The sequence below is a fragment of the Terriglobia bacterium genome (genome assembly GCA_032252755.1).
GTDB lineage: Bacteria > Acidobacteriota > Terriglobia > Terriglobales > Acidobacteriaceae > JAVUPY01.
In genome coordinates this window covers 19,746-40,260 of the sequence record JAVUPY010000084.1, presented here as the reverse complement: position 1 = coordinate 40,260, position 20,515 = coordinate 19,746, and the positions used below count along the sequence as shown (strand labels likewise).

Below are 20,515 nucleotides of genomic sequence, written 5' to 3'. Positions count from 1 at the left end.
ACGCATAGTTTCTCTGTACCGACTGAAAGAGGGTCCACCTTCGAACCTGTCCTCCCCACCCGCAGGTCGGCCTGTCTCGTTAGCGAATCTTGCAGTTGAGCACTTCAAACAACGTTGTACTTTTGGAATGAAAGCTTTTATATTCGGTCCGTTCAGGAATTCGAGGTGTGGTGTTGGGAGGAATGACCGTGACTCGACTTTTTCGCCTAATTGTTCTGTTTGCTTTGTCTTCCCTGTCACTGTTGGCCATTGGCCAGGACACAGCGCATCCACCGCAATGGGAACAAATCCCAGGACCGTCGTGCGGGGCCATTCCTGAGTGGAATGCGACAGCAGCTCCAGCAACCTGTACCCGGCAACAGATTGACGAATGGCTGCACGATCTAAGGCACTGGCGAACTGAAAGACTCATCCGAATTGGATACGACGACCACGAGTATCAACGCCCCGAACTCCGTTGGACGCAGTCGAACTTCGTGCAACCGCAGATGATGATCCATGATCGGTTCTTCTACAATCCGGAGACAAGACAGTACACCGTCGGGCGGTACCTTGACGATGTCACACGACGATATGGCGGCATTGATAGCGTCTTGGTATGGCCTACGTATCCCAATATCGGTGTAGACGATCGCAGCCAATATGACCTGTTTGCGGATCTTCCCGGTGGCACTCAGGAGGTTCGGCAAATGATCTCCGCGTTCCACCGCCGAGGCGTGCGCGTTCTGTTTCCAATCATGCTCTGGGACCAGGGGACACGCTCACCCGGTGTCTCAGACGTGGACGCCATCACGCGTGAACTCGCCGCCGTAGGTGCTGATGGAATCAACGGCGACACACTCGAGGGTGTCCCAAGAGCGTATCGAGTCGCTTCCGACAGGAGCGGCAATCCCCTTGTACTTGAACCAGAGACAGGGTTGGCGTCCGATGAGATGCTTGCCTACAACAATATGACTTGGGGTTATTGGCGGTATCAGTTCGTACCGTCCGTTAGCCGTTATAAATGGCTGGAACCTCGTCACATGGTCCACCTTTCTAATCGTTGGGCCCACAACCATCTTGACGACTTGCAGGAGGCCTTTTTTAACGGCATCGGATTCGAGAGCTGGGAAAATATCTGGGGAATTTGGAATCAAATTACACCGAGAGATGCTGAAGCTCTACGGCGGATGGCAACGATAGAACGTTCCTACGCACCGCTGCTCAGCAGCCCTCAATGGGAACCTTACACGTTCACCCAACGCTTCGGCGTCTTTGCAAGCAAGTGGCCCGGCCAGGACGAAACACTGTGGACGGTAGTAAACCGCAATCACTATTCGGTCGACGGGCGTCAGCTAGTGACGCCCTATAGAGAACACGCCCGCTACTTCGATTTATGGCATGGGGTGGAACTGCATCCCGAGAAAGAGGGTAACGACGTTGTCCTCTCTTTTGATCTCGAGGGGAACGGCTTTGGTGCAGTCCTTGAAACTCAATCGACGAACGCAACACTCGAGACACTTCTCAGGACGATGCAGCCCTTGAGCAGCCAACCTCTCGCTAGCTTTTCCGACCAATGGCATTCAATTCCTCAACAGCTTGTCCCAATAGCAGCAACGAGACCGGCCAAAGCTGCTACCGCGGGAATGATCAAGATTCCCGAAGCGGATTTTTTGTTTCGGGTAAATGGGATCGAAATCGAAGGAATGAATGATGAAGGAGTCGACGTCCAGTATCCGTGGGAAGACTCCGCCAGGCGCTACCACGAGCACCAGATCCACGTGAAATCATTCTGGATCGATAAGTATCCCGTCACCAATGCCGAATTCAAACACTTTCTGGATGCGACGCACTACCACCCTGAAGACGATCACAATTTCCTCCGAGACTGGCGGAACGGCACTTATCCGGCTGGGGCCGGCAATGAGCCCGTAGTTTGGGTATCTCTCGAAGACGCTCGTGCCTATGCCAAGTGGGCGGGAAAACGGTTGCCGCACGAGTGGGAATGGCAGTACGCCGCTCAGGGGCTTGATGGGCGTACCTATCCTTGGGGAAACTCGTGGGATCCGAAGGCCGTGCCTGAGCAAGATACAGGTCGCACCATGGCCATGGCGGCTGATGTTGATGCTCATCCTCAAGGACAAAGCCAATTTGGAGTCATGGATATGGTCGGGAATGTCTGGCAGTGGACCGACGAATTCACCGACGAACATACCAGGGCTGCCATCGTCAGAGGCGCTAGCCACTACCGGCCTCAGGGTTCTCGCTGGTATTTCCCAGAGGCGTACAAGCTATCGGAACATGGCAAGTATCTGTTGATGGCACCCAGCATCGATCGGGCGGGCACAATCGGATTCAGATGCGTAGTCGATGCAGAGTAGAATGAAGTTTTCCTTGCTGAGGCATGCAACGTGACGCAGCGTACCAAGAAGAATGCCGTCGCTGGTTCGAGAATCACGATGCACCAGATAGCTGACCGTGCGGGTGTTTCTTTGGGAACAGTGTCGCACGTAATCAACGGAACTGCCTCAGTTCGTGAAGAATTGCGAGAGCGTGTTCTGGAGGCTGTGCGTCTTCTCGGGTACCAGCCCAACCAATTATCTCGCGGTCTCCGGCGCAACCGCACAAACATGATCGGAATGATCATTCCGGACATCACAAACCCTTTCTTCCCTGCCGTCGTTCGTGGTGTTGAAGACGTTGCGTTCAAAAACAACTTCCGGCTTGTGCTCTGTAATACCGATAATGACCCAGCGAAAGAGGTGGTGTACCTCAGCGACCTAAAGTCGTTTCTCCCAGCCGGGATCCTCATTATTCCATCCGCCGACAGCAGCTTAACGATTACGCCTTCAGGCCCCCCAGTAGTCTGTCTCGACCGCAGGCCCAGGGGATGGAAAGGAGACTTCGTCGCTGCGGATAATCGCCAGGGGGCCCATAAGGCGGCTGAACATCTCATTCGCATGGGGCACCGGTGTTTTGGGATCATTTCCGGTCCCGAGTACCTCTCAAATGCTGGTGAACGACTACAAGGATTTATGGAGGCTCTTACTGAGGCGAAAATCAAGCTCCCCCCGGAATATCTCCAGGAAGCATCTTTTGATCGAGCAAGCGGTCACACCGCCACGCTTCGTCTGCTGAACCTGGTACCACGCCCGACGGTAATTTTCGCGGCGAATGACCTAATGGCACTCGGCGCACTATCCGCGGTGAGGGAACTGCGGCTCAATTGCCCAAAAGACGTTTCCATCATTAGTTTCGACGGACTCGACCTGACAGAGTTCACGAATCCACCTCTTACCTCCGTCTACCAGCCGGGTTATCAGCTCGGGTATTCAGCGGCGAATCTTCTGCTGGAGCGAATCAGTGGCTCCAAAAAACCCGCCCAGGAGATAATACTCGGCACAGAACTTCGAATTAGGGACTCGGTTGCTACTGTGCGCTCGACGGCCGTATCACGTTCCCGCTGACGCTTACCTGGTGCCACTCTAAACTTATCACTTGGTTGCGGACATTGCTGAAACGATCCCGGGTTGAGATACCGGATCGCACCCGATAGGAATTGCGAGTTGTTGCTTGGCAGAACTGGCCGCAGGCAATCGAGTGCGGCTCTCTGGGCGACTCGTCTCTGCCGCTGATTTCAGAAGTAATGACGTGCCCAATTCTCCGCTACGCTTTCATCGTGAGAATGAGTCTTAATGTGGCCGTGCTCATGCTCAATGATGTAAGGAGGGGAAAAGCCGGGATTCCAGCGAGTTTCACCTAAAATGCTTTCTGCACGAAGCAATATCAACCACTGTCCATCCCGCATCTCAAGAGAAAACGCTTTGCCGTGTACAATGCGGTATTTCTACGCCGGCCGTAAAGGGACATGAATTTGCCGCCAGAGGTTCTTTAATTACCGCTGCGACTCTGCCCGGGCCTGACGGATGACAGGGACATCAAGGGAGGCATCCTTCCAAATTGCAATCACGTTCCGATATTGCGACTCCGCCTGTCTCAGATCACCCTGCATGAAGTAGGATCGAGCCAATTGAAGGGCCGCGAGTGCTCCGATCGGATCGCTGGCGACAAGGTCTCGATGTTCGACAATCTTCTTGAATTCGGCGGCGGCCTTGTCCGGTTGACGTGCGTCGAGGTAAACCATGCCTCGAACATAGGTTGGGTACATCATGCCAAAGAATCCGAACCAAGTGCCCGGAACGCTCAGTTCATATTGAGCTGTGGAGTGGAGCAATTCGTCGGCTCGAGAGCTGTCGTGGTGATTGCGCGCCATGATCGCCCGAATCGTTGGCAGATAAATTCCGTTTACAAACGTGTCCTCAGGAAAGTGTTTCTGTAGATCGTCCACGATCGGCGCCGCTTGCGCGTCGGCGCCCACCCATGCATACGCGAACGCCGCACCGTATAGCACGTCGCGAGTCTTAGAGAGACGCATAGCCGACCTGGCTGCGTCTTTGGCCTCTTCGTTGTCTCCGAAAAGTGCCTCACGAGTAGCGAGAGCAGCAAGATAGAGGGCGCCCCTGTCGGCTTGAGTTTCCTTTTGAGCAAGCAGCACAGCTCGGCGAGTCAATGCTCTCGCTTCCTTCAATCGACCCTTGTACGCCAGCACACATGCCTGCCGGGCGGCCATCCAATGCTCTGCCCCGGGTTTTCCATCTGCCATTGCGACCGCCCTCTGCATCCCCTTCTCATCGTTCTTAAGAAAGGCAATGTCGTAGAGCAGGATGTATAGGTCGGGAAATTCAAGTCCTCTGCTCGATGCGTGGCTGACGATTTCTTCCGCGCGCTGCGGTTGCTCAGCAAGAACATAGGCCCAAGCCAGATTGGCATACCCGGGCACGGTATCAGGATCGAGCTCAACGGCGGCTCGCCCTGCTTCGATCGCTTTATCCGTTCGGCCGAGGCTCTGGTAAATGAAAGATAAGAGGCCCCGCGGGTGCGCATCCCGCGGATACGCATTCACCCAGAGCTCACCTGCTTGGCGGGCTTTTTCCAGATTGCCTGTGACCTGCATCTCGTAATTCATCATGATGAAGTAGCGTTCCGGTTCGCTCGTTCGCTCCTTCAGTTGGAACGCCTTAGTCGTGTACTCCGCCGAGAGGTTCGCCTCTCCTAACTCGCCGTAGGTCCGGCCTATCATTGCATACGCAGTTGCGAAGTTCGGGTCGAGTTCAATGGCGCGCTTAAAAAATGGAATGCCCTCGGCCGGTCCAGTTGCACCGAAAGTCGATTTCCAACCGAGACTGTAGGCACGGAGTGCGTCCAGGGATGGAGTGGTCGCGTCCGGCAACGGCGTATTGTACTTCGAGACAGAGCTAAGCGACTCGCCGAGACGCTGCCTAAACGAGCTCGCCATTTCACCCAAGACGCCTAGCACGTCCTCCTTTCGTGCTGCCTGGGCCTGTTCTTCCGCGAGCACGTCCCCAGTACTGCAACTCGTGGCGCGAAGTCCAAGAACGTAAGCTCTTCCAAGATTGTTGATGGAACCTTCGAGAACTGCGGCGCTCGCAGTCCGTTCACAGAGTACGCGCGCAGCATCGCGCGAAACCGGAGCATTCATGGGTTGCCCCATCAATGCTAGGGTTCGCTGCATTCGTTCATCTGAAATCAGCGTCAGATAAGGCGATTGTGCCAGTTGGACAGCCAGCCCTCGGCGCAACGTTTCATCAAACACGGGATCGCCCGTCGAGTTCGCAAATTCGGACAGCACGATTGTGTCTCTATCAGTCAGGCGCGGCTTATGGTGGCCAAAGACCCAGACGGCCGTAGCCCCGGCCCCCAGAAGTAACAAGCCCGCGACGACGCCGAGCCACCACCGACGCTGGCTCTCTTTTACTTCTAATTGGATCTTGGAGTGAGTGGCGGCGACGATGCTAGCTTCATGATCGGGGACGAGTCGCACCCGTTCCGCAAGCCGATAACCACGTCCAGGTACGGTCAGCACATAACGATGATCCTGGGGCGACTCTCCCAGTGCCTTCCGGAGCAGGAAAATGTTGCGGCTGAGGTTCGCCTCCTCGACGAACGTGTCGGGCCAAACCTCTTTCATCAGGTCATCTTTTGTGACCACTTCCTGGCTGTTGCGGACCAGGACGAGCAGGACCTGGAACGCTTTCGGCGGCAGCGCGACGGGTTCTCCCGCCCGCAACAGCGTTTCGCGCTCGGCGTCCACGCGAAACACGTCGAACTCGTAAAGCTCTTTCCCTGGGGTTGTCGAATCCACGGCAAGGTACCGTCAAAGGCAGCTAAATGCTACCACGCAACCTGCGGTTCTCCTTCCTTCATACCCCCCGGGGACATCTGGAATGTGTTTGCTATCTGGCACTTGAAGTGCCAGCGAGAAATGATCAGAAGTAATCAGAACGCCCCAAAGGACTATTTCAGCCTATCTGACCGAAGTTAGTCGTGTTCACCCCAAGTGGGTGCCGGGAGCAAAGCTTGGCAAAGCGGACGATCCTCACCATCGAAACCGAGTCATTGCTGGTTGTCCGGGGCAACGTTTCGCCCCGGTCGTGGTGCGCGCAATGCGCTGCCGAGACGGAAATGATTGGACTCGGGAATCTGGGTGTGGTCACCAATCTCGACCGTTCTGCAATCGAGGAATGGCTCAGTTCAGGTGACCTGCATCGTTCTGCGGCCTCAGATGGTTCGCCTGTGGTTTGCCTGAACTCGCTCTTGGCTCACGTCGGGAAATCGAATTTCTGAGGAGGAACTATGAATTGGAAGCAGTCTGTTGGTATCACGCTGTTAGTTACGGTTGCTTTGATCGGTAGCTCGGTTGCACAGGCACCGAAACCTGCCAAGTACAACGTGACCGATTTAGGAACCTTGGGTGGGGCCTATAGCTACACCTATACCCTCAACGAGGCAGGTATTGTCGGTGGCGGCGCGGCAACTCCGACTCAAATCGATGGATTGTCACAAATGGCCTTCATCTGGCAGCGCGGGCAGATGATTGGGTTGGGGACTCTGGATGGTGCTGCCTGTCCTGACTGTAGCAGTGCAAGCGCCGGCGTATCCAGCTCCGGAATCGCGCCAATGATTTCCGAAACCGCAACGTTCGATTCCAATGGAGAAGACTTCTGCGCATTCGGCACCCATCGCCAGTGCGTCGCAGCGGTTTGGAAAAACGGAGTAGTAGCTGCCCTCCAACGGCTGCCGGGCGGCAACAATAGCCAGGCGTACTGGACCAGTAAGGCAGGTGAAATCGTCGGCTTCTCCGAAACTACTGCGTTCGATGACACGTGTGCTGTGCCCTACCAGAAACTTCGGTTCGAAGGTGTCCGATGGGGAGTCGACGGAACGCCGCGCCGCCTTCGCCCACTCCCTGACGACACCGTTTCCTTTGCATTCGGCATCAACGACAGCGGGCAAGCCGTCGGAGTCTCAGGCCTCTGCTCCAATACCACGCTCCCCCCGGGAGAGCCAGGTGGACCGCATGCCGTGCTGTGGGAATCGGATGGAACCCCAGTGTTGGTCGACAGTCTGCCAGCTGCAATCGGAAACAGCGTGGCCGGCAACATCAACAATCGCGGGGATGTAGTCGGAACACAAGAATTGGCAGATGGAACCGTTCATACGTTCCTGTGGAACAAGACCAGTGGAATCCAGGATGTGATGGTTTCAGGAGCCTTCGCTACCATCGCCCCTTGTTGCCATACCGTCAACGATCAACGCGAATTAACCGGTTTTGCGGTAGGTGAGGACGGTCCGCAAGCATTCGCCTGGAAGGACGGTGTGTTCACGGATTTGAACGCTGCACTCCCGAACGGCTCTCCCTGGTTCGTGTTCATCACGGCATCAATCAACAACGCTGGTCAGATCGCCGCATCTGGGTTCAACATGGAAACCGGTGAAGTTCACGGACTTCTGCTAACTCCGATTCCTCCGACTGCCGCTCCTGCTGCAAGGGGGACGACGAGAGCACCCGCCCTGCCGAAGCAAGTAACGACAATGCTCAATCAACAAATTCCGCTTCGCCGGAATCGCTAGAGTCATGGTCCACAACCCGGAGTCTTGGGCACTACCTCAGGCGGGGATTTATTTCTCCCCGCCTGTTTTTCATGCACTTCCAGCAGCGGCGCAGCTCCTCAGGGCCCTCGCTAGGGACCGCGTGTTTGGCGGATCGATCTGGTGCGCAAAGGGGGCAGCGGGTGCGGGCTCAGCATGAGCCCTCGGACTAGGGCCAAACCTGGTCGCGGGGCTGTTTAGTCCTTCCGTATTCGATGCCCTCGGACGAGTGCTGGGAGTGTGGCTGACGGCGATGTTTGGAGGTCGGAATGACCCTATTTGTCTTCGAGCGGGGATTTGGGTTCTTCTGAATTGGGTTCTTAGTTGATTTTCCTGACAGAAAAACTTAGGGAAGCCGTTGGCAAAGCCTCACGCTGCCTTATTGCTTTCGAACGGTTCTTCTTTCCTGAAACTTGTAATCTCCTCCTCCAACTTGCTGCTCAGGTCTCGCAGATATGACTTCGTTTTGGGAGAAAGAACTGCTTTGGAATTCAGCATCACCGAAATCGAGATATAAGCTCGAATTGTCTTCTGAACATAATCTTGATCGACCATAGCAGAGCCTCCAGCCTTTTCTTTAATACTGTTTGGAGTTGACCCGTCCGGACGCATCACGGTTGAGCGCCTTCCATCCATCTTCTCGATGCACCCAAATGTCAGTGATGGAAAGCTCGACCACCCACTTCCTGCCGTTTACGTCGTATTCACATGCGATCCGACATTTCACGATGGCAAAGTTGCCCATCACTTCCACGTACACGGGCGTCAGTTCGCAGCCTCGCAATTGGGCATGGTTGGCTTCGCGGAGATATGCATCTCGCAGGAGCAACTGGTTTGGAGCATGCCATGGCGAGGAGACGAATGCCGAGTCAAGCAGCCCATCCAGAGTGCCGGAGTCCCCACTCTGCAAGACATGGAGCCAGTCAGCTTCGAGTTTCATGAGTTCGGCTTGCATTCTGTCATCCCGCACTTCCTCGTGGGGGCAATCGGATTGCCAACCGACCCGCCCTATCGTGTTGATTCTTTTCTCGTGAGTCATTCCTGTTGCAACGGAGTAATGGAAGATATGCCCCCGACGTGGAAATTCGACAATGTCCATCCTTCTGCGGATCGGCTGGACATCCTGAATAGCGGGTTGCCCTTCCAACATAGAAGTTATTGGTGCGCCCCCCACTCAGAAAAGGGTTCTAACTGGTTCTTTTCCTGGTTCAGCTAGGCTCGCGGTGAATTACGACGAACAGATGGCGGCGTTGAAAGAGCAAGAGCAGGAGCTTGAGCATCTGCGAGCCCTGTTGCGTCCGGAACACTGGCCGCGGATTTACGAACTGCTGAGACGAGTACGGGAAGAAATGCGGAACCTTGAAACTTCAGATCGCCCCACCGAAAGAGAATCTGCCTAAAAGTACTCTCCGTTTAATCGGCTATTCAGGACGTTCTTCACTACACTCTAACTCGCATCTCACCGCTCGCCAGAGAGCGATTAGGGGGTCTTGGGAGGCATCTGACTCACAACCTTTCCATCTTTGTCGAGGAATTGGAGCAAGGGCGAACCATCGGCTGCCACTTCAATGACGACGCGGTCATGCCCCTCGGGGTCCTTCAAACGCAGGGCCACCGATTTATCCGCGCTGCGGCCCAGATATAGTCGTGCATGCGGTGCGCCATGCTCTTTTGAAAACTTCGCAATCTCGGCCTTTTTCTGTTCATCGGTCATGCCCTTAATGCGGTCGGTCAGGGCAACGACTTCAGAAATTGGATATTCCGGCCGATCGATCATCGACAGCGCTGATGCGCTCTGGTCGCCAGTTTTGCCGGCGTCAATCGTGAATATCTGGTCCTGATCGTAGGCGTCAAAGCTGAGGTGGCCGTAGCTGCTTCCCTTCCCGTCCTTCTTTTCGCCACCGAATATCAATCCGCCATTCTCTGTGCCTTCGTCATTGAAAAACAACATGCCAGCCGTCTTGCGGTTGGGATGCGGATGCTCCTTGCCGTGAAGAATGATCCCCGGAAAATCGGCTTTGTTGGAAAGCACCATACGTAAGGTTCCATCCGGTTCGACTATATTGATTCTCCTGACTGTGATCTCATCGAATTTCGAGTTGTGCGAGTCCGCCGTGAAGCCAGCTAGGACGGTGATGGCAAAGACGAGCGTTAACACGCCCGAGTAGACTGCGAGAAACTTGGGATTGCCGAGTATCTTCTTCATAGCGTCTCCTGGTGATCACTCTGCCGCTGGGGCGGCGTACTCGTTTTTGTAAACAGTTCCCGACTTCATGACGAATTTGATGTGCTCGAGGGTTCGAACATCGGCAGTCGGGTCGCCATCGACAGCAATGATGTCGGCCCACTTGCCCGGTTCAATGGCTCCCGTCTTGTCCTTAAGGCCAAGAAGATCGGCGCCGTTGATGGTTGCGGTCTGGATTGCATGGATCGAAGTCATTCCCAACTCTACGTATATCGAGAATTCGCGCGCGTTCTCTCCGTGAGGAAAAACGGCGGCGTCCGTTCCAAATGCCACCTTCACTCCGGCAGCAAATGCTTTGCGGAGATTGCCCTTGGCCTCGTTCAGAATCGCTTCGAGTCGTTTTGCCTGGTCCGGCGACAATCCCATTTCAGCTTCGTGTTTCGGAATCCATTTGATTACGTAGGCCGTCGGGACAAGGTAGGTGCCATTCTTTTTCATTGTGGCGATGGCCGCGTCGTCGATGAGAAATCCGTGCTCGATGGAGTCCACCCCGGCTTCGGAAGCAAGGCGGATTCCTTCGGCACCGTGTGCGTGGGCGGCGACCCGACGGCCGTGCCGGTGCGCCTCGGCCACGATCATCTGCATCTCCGGCATGCTGTACTCGAGCGCGCCGGGATTTGTAGGAGAAAGTAAACCCCCAGTCGCGCACATCTTGATGACGTCGGCGCCGTACTTGATGACCTCGCGAACCTTGTGCTGTACGCCTTCAACGCCGTCGGCGACTCCCGGCGAGGTGTAGTGGTATTGGTGCGCCATACGGATGTTATCGCAGGAACCGCCGTCGATCGTGATCGCCGGCCCTGCCGCAAGAATATGGGGCCCGATCACGTCGCCGTCGTTGATCGCGTCGCGCAACGCGACGTCGGGATAACCGTCGGCCCCGACATTGCGAATGGTTGTGAACCCCGCAAAAAGAGTTACCCGGGCATTTCGCGCGCCCTTGAGTGCTCTCCGGGCGTTGGACATTTCGATCTTGTCGACGTCGCTGATCGAAGGGTCGCCGGTGATGTGGTCGTGTGCGTCAATCAGGCCGGGCAGCACCGTTGCGTTGGGCAAATTGATGACAGTTCCCGATTCCTGTGCGGCTGAGGCCTTCCCGACGGACTTGATGAGGCCGTCTTCAACAATAATGTCCTGATCGTGCAGTATCTGGCCGGTGCGAACGTTCAATAGACGTCCGGCACGAATGACTATTCGCTTTGCGCCATTCTGGTTTTCCTGAGCTTGAACGATTGTTGCAAGGGTCACGAGCACAGTTATGAGAACGAGGACTTTTGCGCTGAACTTCTGATGTTTCATTAGTAATTCCAAGAGGCTGCCGGCTGATTCGCCGGCGCATGACGACGGATCTCTTCGGCCATGTGGCGCAGCATTTCACCCGTTGTCGTGGGTCGAATGCCATGCCCTTTCAAAGGGCGACCGTATGAAAAGGATCCGGCATAGTAGGGATTCTTGGTTTGAGAAAGGAAGTCGTTGGTAAGGTACACAGCGAGGTTCAGATAGAAATTGTCAGCGTCGCCGACATAGAAGTGCAGTTTGCCCACTAGCGAAGGACCGATGCGGGCCCAATTGCGTTGCATGTACGCATCGAGATCATAGCCGTGATCTCCCATATAAGCCGCAACACTGTGATCGATCACGCCAGTTTCTTTGTTCCACAGCGGAACGGGGTAACCGTCAGCGCCAACAGGACCGTAAACCGCGTTCCACGCATCGCATTGTTCGGCGGAGCGGCCTTTCATTCCAAGAACTTCTTCCAATTGCGATTCCTGCTTCTGATCTACGACGATCTGCCCTGTCGGCAGGCGTAGCCAGGGGCGGTGCAACTTCTGCCAGTCTGTGCTGCCTATTTGCGTTGCTGTCGCGGGCGGCGCATAGAACATATTTTCGTCATCGTAGATGTTGCTGAGTTGCCACTGACGAAAGTCGATTGGATCAGGGTAGTAGACCCACGCCCCGCCGAAAAATTTAGGATGCTGCACCTGCAATGCCAGCGATTCCCAACCACCCGTCGAACCACCGGACAGCACTCGCGCGTACGGTTCGCGAATAATCCGGAAGTGAGACTCGACGTAGGGAATGAGTTCCGTCATGATGGCGTCGCCGTACGGACCGTTGTTGGCCGAGTTCACAGCGTAGGAATCGTCGTAGTACGGCGTCGGATGCAGAAATGTGACCATCAACATTCGGGGGAACTTGTCTGAGGTCCAGTCTTTGAAAAGCTGATAGCCCTCACCCTGTCGCATCGCGAGTATCGAGCCGACCGAAGCATCCGGTGGCGTTTCGCGGAAGTGGTACGGTGGCGCCAAGCTGAAGTGATCCTGCTCATAGTCGACGGGATAGTAGGTGTCCGGATGCTGGTCGTATCCCTTTGGCAAGAGCACGACCGCGCCGAGATACATCGGGTGGCCCCAGAAGGCTGTCAGCAGCTTGCTTTGGATTTTGATGTGCTTCACCCACTGCGTGTCCGGGGGGACTTCGACTGGCGGAATCACCTCCGTGAGACCAAGTTTTACCGTATATCTGGACGAATCGAGGTGGACCTTCTGCACCCGACTGTATAGGTTGCCGGGCGAAGCAAAGGTCTGCTGCCCCTCCCACTGGTCCATGTGCACCCAGATGGTGTGTCCGTCGGAGCGATGGAACTGGGTATAAATATTCAGAAACGCTTGTACGTAGTAGTCACCCGGCGGAATATCGCGAAGACTTCGCGGTGGATATCCAAGCGTGGATCCATCGATGACTGCGGGGGCTCCCGGTTGAAGTTGCTCGATGTCAACCCCAAAGAACGGTGCGCCCATGTATCGCGCCCCAACCTGGTCGCGTGGTTCGCGGCTTCCGTCGCGGGTGACGATGACGAACACGCGTCCGGTGATTGGCCCGGAGTGAACGCTCGCCGGAAAGCGTACCTCGAACCGTGGTTCGGTTACTTGCGCGGCGCTCACCAACGCCGAGGCGCATAACGCGAATGCCAGAAGCAATCGTTTCTCAAAGAGTCTCATCGAAAATCAACTTCTTCCAGACTGGTTTCTTGTTTCTTCTCTGTTTCCCCACTCGGCTTGGGAACAGCGATGTAAGGAATCCCAGCCGCGCGAATCTTGTCGTTCAAGGCCGGTAAATCGTGTTGCCGAACCCGTTGCACACGGGCGGAGAGTTCGGCGAGCGTACGTCGCCAGGCGGTGTACCGCTCCTGCTCGGTTGCTGTCGGAGCCGCAGTGAACGACTCGAGGGAGTAGAGTAGTTCCGCGAGGCGGCGAATCAATGGCGTCGATGCAGGATGGAGCGGGTCCCGCACCTTCGGCCCCATGATTTCAGCATGCAGTCCTTCGACTGTTTTCTGAAGGTCTGCCGCTGATATTTTCAAGGCCGCCGGCAATTCAACCCCATATTTCTTCCAATGTTCCTGCGCGGAATTCAGGGCTCCCTCCATCCCCAGAATTGACCGCTGCACGTCCATTCCCCGTTCGTAGAGATGGAATGCTTGCATGGTCAGCTTGTCGTGAGCCTCGCGGTCCGCGGCGTTGATTGTGACATTCGGGTCGTCGGCGACAGTGACTTTCTCGATCACATTTGTCGCGTCTGCCGATACTTCAACGCTATAAACTCCCGGCGGAACCAATGGGGCCGACATTCCGAGGTGCGGTAGCGAATGGTAGATTAGAAATCCCTGCTGCGCTGCCCAAATCTGCAGATCCAGAGGCTTGTTCGCTGTGGTATAGCGTAGATCCCAATTCACACGGTGCAGGCCGGCTTTGCCGTCGGCCTTCATCGTCTGCACCACAGCGCCCGAGGCGTCGCGCACGGTTACCGTGACCTGCTTTGCATCTTGATCGAGGTAGTACGAAATCGTCGCGCCGTTTGGAGGGTTCGGCGCGTTGAACTTAATATCGCCGTTGTATCCGTTGCTGCTGATGAACAAGCGCCACGACGTCGCCGGGCGAATGGAGAACACGTGCAGCTTGGAGTCCAGCACTTTCCCGCTCAGCTCCTCCAGTGGACGAATGTCATCGAGAATGTAGAACGATCTGCCGTGCGTCCCCATGATGAGATCGTGTTCCCGGGGCTGGATGCCAATATCATGCACCGGCACATCCGGCAGTTCGGTCAATTTTTCCCACTGCTTGCCCTGATCGAACGAGACGTACGCCCCATACTCAGTTCCGGCAAAAAGAAGTGAGGGGTTGGCGGGATCCTCGCAGACAACGTGGACTGTGCCACCGGCCGGAATACTGCCTGATAGGTTAGTCCACGAGCGACCGAAATCGGTGGTACCGAAGATGTAAGCCTTGAAATCGTCTCCGCGATGGCCGTCGAACGCGACGTATGCAGCGCCCAGCGCGGTCTTCGAAGCAACGACGCTGCTCACCCAGGTGCCGTGCGGCACGCCGCGGATGTTGGTCGCAACGTTGTTCCAAGTGTGTCCGCCGTCGCGCGAAACCTGCACATTGCCATCCTGCGTCCCCGCCCACAAAATCTTCGCGTCGAGAGGAGATTGGGCGACCGCGCTGATGCTCGGGTAATAAGCGATTCCATAGTTCAGAGAGACCGTGTCTTTGCTCGGCGTCTTGCCCAGAATCGTCAGCGTGTTGCGATCGACGCCGGTCGTCAGATCGCCGCTAAGTTTTGTCCAGGTGTTGCCGCGATCCGTCGACCTGAAAAGATAATTGGCTGCGAAGTAGATGGTGCCGGGCTCTTGCTTAGATACCAGCAAGGGAGAGTCCCAGCTGAAACGGTACGGGGGCTCCCCCGGATCGGGCTGGGGTGCTATGGGGAGCCACTCGTGCGAACGCAGATCGAGACGGGACAACGCGCCGTCCTGTGACTCCGAATAAAGTATGTTGGGATCGCTCGGATCTATCTGCACGAAAAATCCGTCGCCCGTCAGGACGCGCTGCCAGTCGGTGTTGGCGATTCCTTCGGCGGACCGAGTGCGACTCGGGCCGCACAGCACACCGTTGTCCTGGAACCCGCCACAGAGTCGATACGGCTTTTCGTTGTCGAAACCGAGACGATAGACCTGCCCCAGCGGGAGCGAGTTCAGGAATTCCCAGGTTTTGCCATCGTCGTTGCTGCGGTAAAGTCCCCCGTCGGTCGCAGCGAGCATGTGGCCGGAGTTGCGTGGATCCATCCAGAGGTCGTGAAAGTCCCAGTGAGCTCCGGTGCGCATATCGGGAGTGAAAGTCTTCCCGCCGTCGGATGAAATCATAAGGAAATCGAGCAGCGCCCAGATTCTCAGGTCGTTGTTCGGATCAATTCGCAATTGGCTGAAGTATGGCGAGGCCGGTTCGCTCTCGCCCATCTTCTTCCAACTCTCGCCGCGATCCTCGCTGCGAAATATTCCTCCGCCTTTACCCTCGATAACGGTGTAGACAATCGCCGGGTTCTTCGGATAGATTGCGATCCCGATGCGGCCAAGATTGCCCGTCTTCGGCAATCCCTCCGTCAGTTTCTTCCAGGTGGCCCCCCCATCCGTGCTCTTGTAGAGAGCCGAACCGGGACCACCACCGTCAAACCCCCACGGGGCGCGACGCCGCTCATAAGCAGCCGCGTAAACAATGTTCGGGCTGCCCGGATCGAGTGCAACGTCAACGACGCCTGTGTCATTGTCGATGAAAAGAACCTTCGTCCAAGTCTTCCCGCCGTCCACAGTCTTGAAGAGGCCTCGTTCCGCGTTGGGCCCCCAAAGATGCCCGAGAGCGGCAACGTATACGACGTCGGGATTCGTGGGATCAATGGCGACGCGGCCGATCGACTGCGTGTCTTCCAACCCCATGTGCGACCAGGTATGGCCACCGTCTGTGGACTTATACACACCGGTGCCCCATGACGAGCTTTGGCGGTTGTTTGGCTCGCCGCTGCCGACCCAGACGATGGATGGATTCGAGGGTGCGACAACAATGTCTCCGACCGTCAGTGCCGGAAGATCGTCGAACATTGGACTAAAAGTCGTGCCGCCATTTGTAGTCTTCCACACTCCCCCAGTCGCGGCCCCGATGTAGAAGATGTCGGGATCTCGCGGATCAACAGCAATTGCATCGATGCGTCCACCCTGCATTGCGGGCCCGATCTCTCGAAAATGCAATCCGGACAAAACCGAATGGTATTTTGTGGATGCCGGGGTTGACAGGGCGCTCGATGCCGCAGCTTCTGCGACAAGGGGCACAGCGCAAATAGCCAATGACAGGAACCCACACCAAAGTTGAGTTGTTAAACCACTTTTCGATGAGTGCAACATATGTTTCACAATTGAGAGTAGCGGGAGCTTACGCCCTGAGGCCGCAGGTGTCAAGACGACGCTATCTTCTGCCATCTATCTTCAAGAAATGCAACATTTGATTCCATCAGGGACGACGAGAGTGGGCGGTCAGTGAATGTTCCACCCGTTCACCGGGCCACCATGAAAGAATTTTGCCGGCATCATGATGCCGGCACGCTTGAATACCAGACCGTCCTTCATTACGAAGCTCACGTTCCGCAGGACGTCGATGTTCTCCAGCGGATCCCCCTTTACGGCGATCATATCCGCCGGAAAGCCGACGCGAATCGGTCCACGTTTGTCGTAAATGTCACAGACCTTGTATCCATTCACGGTCATGATCTTCAGAATTTCATTGCTGAGAAGCCCACTCTTCTCCCACGTACTGATGTAGCCGATGGCGCGCTGGCCCCGAGTTAAGCCGGGAATATACGAGGCAATATCGGTGCTGAATGCCATCTTCACGCCGTCCGCGTACGCCTGTTTGATCCCGGCAATTGTCTTGTCGAGCGCGGCCTGCGAGCCGCTGTAGGAACTGACAGGCTCCTCGGTGCCGACACGCCAGATCCCTTTCTGCGCCATCAGTTTCTGCACATCGTCGGTCAACGCGTAATCATGCTCGATCGACCAGAGACCGGCTTCAATGGCGCGCAAGGCGCCCGCATGCGTCTGCACGTGACCGGCAACCTTCAATCCGGCACGCGCTGCCTCGCTTACGAATAGCTTCAGGTCCTGAACGCTATAGCCATAAGGCTTACAATCGACACACACCTTGATCAGCTTCGCGCCGAAAAGGATGTTCTGGTGCACCGCCTTGATGATCTCGTCGGGAGTGTCGGCCTCGAGGTACTCGGGATAGACGATTGTGTGCTGCATCGCCATCTCCGGTGTCGGATTGAATTGACCGCCCATCGGGGCTATCAAGAGTCCGGCGTTGACGACGGTTGGACCAGGAATCCACCCCTGCTCGATCGCAACGCGTAATGCTGTATCGGCGTAATTGCCGTTGTTTCCCATGTCGCGCACCACGGTGAAACCTGCATCGAGCATCTGCATGCCGTTCGAAGCCGCCTGGATGGCACGTAACGGTGTGGAGTCGTGAATATAGGTGAAATAGAGATTGTGGTTGTCTTCGGGAACTGTAGTCGTCGCGAGATGCGTGTGAGCATCCACCAAGCCCGGCAGTACCGAGTAACCAGAGAGATCGATGACCTCCGCTCCGGCGGGTGTGGCGATGTTTGCGCCTATGGCAACAATGCGACCGCCGTTCACCGCGATCATCTGGTTGGGCGTGGCGGTGCCGGTTTCAGGGTCGATCAGCAGACCGGCCTTAATGAGATACACAGCGCCGGCGCTCGAAGGCAGGGGCGCAGGCGTCGGCACGCTCTGACCAAATGTCAACGAGGAAAATAACAGCAGAAAACCGAACACACGCAGCTTGCGCACAAGTATTCTCCTTGCGGTTAGTCGAACCCCGGAAATACAGTCTCGGAATCCGGGGATTCGTTCCGCCGATGCGCATAAGCGATCTTGCGCCATGATCGATGCGGTTCCGTCATTCTACTCGGTTATTGATGAGGCGCCGCCTCCTGCGCGGGCAAGCTGTAGACCACCTTCCCGTTCTCGTCGAGCATCTGGATTTTAGGCTGGTTCTGGGCGTCCACAGAAAGCAAAATGCGCGGCTTCCCATTTGTATCTTTCAGGCTGACCACCGCGTCGTTGTTTCCCATCCGTCCGACGAATACTCGCTCCTGGCCCGCCATCCCGGTTGCAATTGCCTGTTCGCGAATCTTCTTCAAAGCCTCGGTCTTCTGAGGACCGTCCTTCATTTCTTCCACGGTATTCACTTGGCGCGCAAAGTCTCCGATTGGTGTCAGCGACCGGTTCCACACGTGCAAACCGGCGGCGCGCTGGTCGCCGTGCTGCGTGTAGTTGATCCCCACGGTCTGATCCTGATCGAACTGGTCGAACATGAGGCCGCCATCGGCGGCAATTTTGCCGTCCTTCTTCTTGCCGCTCCAGGTCATCCCCCCGCACTCGTCGCCCTGGTCGTTGAAGAAGATCATGCCGGCTCCGCGTGTGCCCTCGCGCTTTTTCATATACAGACCGCCCAACACGGGTCCCGGCGACTCGGCGTTGTTCGAAATCGTCATCCGCAGAGTACCGTCGGGTTCCACAACATTGATCCGGTGAACTTCAATCTGATCGAACTTCGTTTTCTCGGGTCCGGCTGCGGCTACAAAAATCAACACCGCGAACAACAACATCGAAAGGAATGCATAGGCCTTCAACCAACGTAATTCTCTGCGTAATTTCTCTTCCACAATTTCCTCCCAATAGATCTCTTCGATCATTCAGTCTTTGCCGGCGTCGCGATCTTTCCCGCCGCTAGCAAATCCACCGCATAACGCAACGCAGTCTCATCGTCGAAACCATACTTTTTATAAGTGGAATACGTGACTTCAAAGTCCGGGTGAAAGATGTTCGCCCTCGGATTGTCAGGCATGAACATCTGCATGCCATTCGAAATTGAACCGGGTATCTTCGAAATCGTGAGCGTGAAGGGTGTCGCTTCCATAAACGCGTTGGGCGATTGCGCTGACGGCACCCCTACAACCACCGCCCCGACATCGTGCAGATAGAACATCGCCTGGAACGCCGCGCTGAACACGCCCGGATCGCAGAGAACCACCAGTCTTTTCGGCGTATAGAGCGGCTTGCCGTTCATCGCTTCCAGCGCCGGGGCAAACGACATGTGATGTTCGCTGAAATCTGAGATCCGCTTGATCCTCTTCTCCTCGGTTGTCTTGCCCTCGTAGCTCGAGGTGAACTCGTACTCGCCCACTTCAAAATTTGGATCCTTCTTACGTTCTTCGGCCACGGTGGAGTTGTACTTCTGGAGATAGAGTTCAGACTTGACCTGCACGAACTGCGCACCGGTAGCGCGAGCGAAGTAGGTATCACCGAACAGCTGGTAGATAAATGGAATAAACGTTGGCGTCGAACCGCCGCCATTTCCTCGCAAATCCACGATCAGGTTAGGCGTGTTCCTGCGCTTCATTTCGTTCAGCAGGTTCGTTCCCTGCTCAAAAAGTGAAGGAATCCCGGCCAGTGCCGCGGCCGTGTCCGCGGGCATCGGCCGGTTATGTCGCTTGTAGTACTCCGCGAGAAACTCCTTGAGATTGCCGACATGGTATTTCTCGACAATCTCATAACCCTCGCGCGGCATCATGTTGGCGACGCGGAAATAAGCCGTTTTGCCATCTGGAAGGAAGCGGTAATAAAAAGGATCTTCGGATCGCTTTAGACCCGGCCAGTACAAGGACTGGTCGACCCACTTCTGAGAGTCCTCTGGATGCGTTCCACCCCAACTGATCTTGCGCTCGATCCGCTGCCCAGCCGGCGTTTGCAGGGTATAGGTGACACCCGACGCACGGTCGAGGCCGGGAATCAGATTGCTCAGCAGCTTGGAACTTCGCAAAACGATCGTGAGTCCGACGTACGTCCCATACTGGTTTTCCGTCGCCACCTGCTGCGACATCCGCTCGAGCAATTGGTCAACGGTGATGCCATTCACGGCAAGTAACCGGGAACCGCGCAGACCTTTCAACTCCGGCAGATCGGATGCCGAAATCAGTAGCCCATCGGACGCGATCTGAAACTCAACTGTGAGTTTGGGAGAATCATCGCTCCACTTGTCGCTTCGCCCGCCGACTCGCGTATGCCCATCATGCAGGGGCGCGATGAAAGCCGCCAGTCGATCGCGGAGACCGGGAACATCCAGCCCCTCCGCGGGAATTGCCTTGTAAAGGTCTTCGGCCTTGCGTTCGAACGCAACCTTGCCGCCGAGGTTTGAATACGGATCCGGATGCGCCGTCTCAAGCAGATGAACGAATTCGCGAGCATCCTGAAAGGCTTGATCATGGGTGAGATGTTCAGGAGCTTGGGCAAACAAAGGACATACAAAAAGAGCGATGACTACCTGCAGAAGCAAAGCACGAGAACTCGGGATCACGATTTCTCCG

The 20,515-nt window shown here is 55.9% G+C and carries 14 protein-coding genes; 4 read left to right on the top strand and 10 right to left on the bottom strand.

Annotated features, from left to right (window positions below):
* Window positions 1-383: 383 nt before the first annotated feature.
* The gene (locus ROO76_20875) at window positions 384-689 is read right to left on the bottom strand and encodes a hypothetical protein (GenBank protein ID MDT8070622.1); all 306 of its coding nucleotides are present in this window, start codon (window positions 687-689) and stop codon (window positions 384-386) included.
* A gap of 90 nt (window positions 690-779) precedes the next feature.
* Here ROO76_20875 and ROO76_20870 point away from each other — a divergent pair, with 90 nt between their 5' ends.
* Both ROO76_20870 and ROO76_20865 read left to right on the top strand, forming a co-directional pair.
* Window positions 780-2,360, top strand: a complete 1,581-nt coding sequence (locus ROO76_20870) for an SUMF1/EgtB/PvdO family nonheme iron enzyme (protein MDT8070621.1) — start codon at window positions 780-782, stop codon at window positions 2,358-2,360.
* A gap of 78 nt (window positions 2,361-2,438) precedes the next feature.
* Window positions 2,439-3,446, top strand: a complete 1,008-nt coding sequence (locus ROO76_20865; GenBank protein MDT8070620.1) for a LacI family DNA-binding transcriptional regulator — start codon at window positions 2,439-2,441, stop codon at window positions 3,444-3,446.
* A 428-nt stretch (window positions 3,447-3,874) separates the two neighbouring features.
* Here ROO76_20865 and ROO76_20860 read toward each other — a convergent pair whose 3' ends face one another.
* Entirely contained in the window at window positions 3,875-6,202 is a 2,328-nt protein-coding gene (locus tag ROO76_20860; protein ID MDT8070619.1) for a winged helix-turn-helix domain-containing protein, read from the bottom strand.
* A 215-nt stretch (window positions 6,203-6,417) separates the two neighbouring features.
* On the opposite strand from ROO76_20860, the gene ROO76_20855 reads away from it, so the two are divergent.
* Window positions 6,418-6,684, top strand: a complete 267-nt coding sequence (locus ROO76_20855; GenBank protein ID MDT8070618.1) for a hypothetical protein — start codon at window positions 6,418-6,420, stop codon at window positions 6,682-6,684.
* Window positions 6,685-6,693: 9 nt separating this feature from the next.
* Entirely contained in the window at window positions 6,694-7,971 is a 1,278-nt protein-coding gene (locus ROO76_20850) for a hypothetical protein (protein ID MDT8070617.1), read from the top strand.
* A 595-nt stretch (window positions 7,972-8,566) separates the two neighbouring features.
* On the opposite strand, the gene ROO76_20845 is transcribed toward ROO76_20850, so the two are convergent.
* The 8 genes from ROO76_20845 to ROO76_20810 form a co-directional block, all read right to left on the bottom strand.
* On the bottom strand, window positions 8,567-8,944 hold the full coding sequence (locus ROO76_20845; protein MDT8070616.1) for a nuclear transport factor 2 family protein: 378 nt from the start codon (window positions 8,942-8,944) through the stop codon (window positions 8,567-8,569).
* Between the two features lie 525 nt (window positions 8,945-9,469).
* Window positions 9,470-10,195 carry a hypothetical protein gene (locus tag ROO76_20840; protein MDT8070615.1) on the bottom strand — a complete coding sequence of 242 codons (726 nt, stop codon included), beginning with the start codon at window positions 10,193-10,195 and terminating at the stop codon, window positions 9,470-9,472.
* A 15-nt stretch (window positions 10,196-10,210) separates the two neighbouring features.
* A complete protein-coding gene (locus tag ROO76_20835) occupies window positions 10,211-11,533 on the bottom strand; it encodes an amidohydrolase family protein (protein MDT8070614.1) in 1,323 nt (440 codons plus the stop codon).
* On the bottom strand, window positions 11,533-13,236 hold the full coding sequence (locus ROO76_20830) for an alpha/beta hydrolase-fold protein (GenBank protein MDT8070613.1): 1,704 nt from the start codon (window positions 13,234-13,236) through the stop codon (window positions 11,533-11,535). The genes ROO76_20835 and ROO76_20830 overlap by 1 nt, the downstream gene beginning before the upstream one ends.
* Window positions 13,233-16,289: a FlgD immunoglobulin-like domain containing protein gene (locus ROO76_20825; GenBank protein ID MDT8070612.1), complete on the bottom strand. Its 3,057-nt coding sequence runs from the start codon at window positions 16,287-16,289 to the stop codon at window positions 13,233-13,235. Before ROO76_20825 ends, ROO76_20830 begins: the two co-directional genes overlap by 4 nt.
* A 309-nt stretch (window positions 16,290-16,598) precedes the next feature.
* Window positions 16,599-17,936, bottom strand: a complete 1,338-nt coding sequence (locus ROO76_20820; protein ID MDT8070611.1) for an amidohydrolase family protein — start codon at window positions 17,934-17,936, stop codon at window positions 16,599-16,601.
* A 122-nt stretch (window positions 17,937-18,058) separates the two neighbouring features.
* Window positions 18,059-18,844: a hypothetical protein gene (locus ROO76_20815; protein ID MDT8070610.1), complete on the bottom strand. Its 786-nt coding sequence runs from the start codon at window positions 18,842-18,844 to the stop codon at window positions 18,059-18,061.
* Window positions 18,841-20,505, bottom strand: a complete 1,665-nt coding sequence (locus ROO76_20810) for a S41 family peptidase (GenBank protein ID MDT8070609.1) — start codon at window positions 20,503-20,505, stop codon at window positions 18,841-18,843. Before ROO76_20810 ends, ROO76_20815 begins: the two co-directional genes overlap by 4 nt.
* Window positions 20,506-20,515: the final 10 nt, after the last annotated feature.

Coding starts and splice junctions, on each gene's coding strand:
- ROO76_20865 (MDT8070620.1), top strand. CDS start 2,439: ATGCACCAGATAGCTGACCGTGCGGGTGTTTCTTTGGGAACAGTGTCG.
- ROO76_20850 (MDT8070617.1), top strand. CDS start 6,694: ATGAATTGGAAGCAGTCTGTTGGTATCACGCTGTTAGTTACGGTTGCT.
- ROO76_20845 (MDT8070616.1), bottom strand. CDS start 8,944: ATGCAAGCCGAACTCATGAAACTCGAAGCTGACTGGCTCCATGTCTTG.
- ROO76_20840 (MDT8070615.1), bottom strand. CDS start 10,195: ATGAAGAAGATACTCGGCAATCCCAAGTTTCTCGCAGTCTACTCGGGC.
- ROO76_20835 (MDT8070614.1), bottom strand. CDS start 11,533: ATGAAACATCAGAAGTTCAGCGCAAAAGTCCTCGTTCTCATAACTGTG.
- ROO76_20830 (MDT8070613.1), bottom strand. CDS start 13,236: ATGAGACTCTTTGAGAAACGATTGCTTCTGGCATTCGCGTTATGCGCC.
- ROO76_20825 (MDT8070612.1), bottom strand. CDS start 16,289: ATGCAGGGTGGACGCATCGATGCAATTGCTGTTGATCCGCGAGATCCC.
- ROO76_20815 (MDT8070610.1), bottom strand. CDS start 18,844: ATGATCGAAGAGATCTATTGGGAGGAAATTGTGGAAGAGAAATTACGC.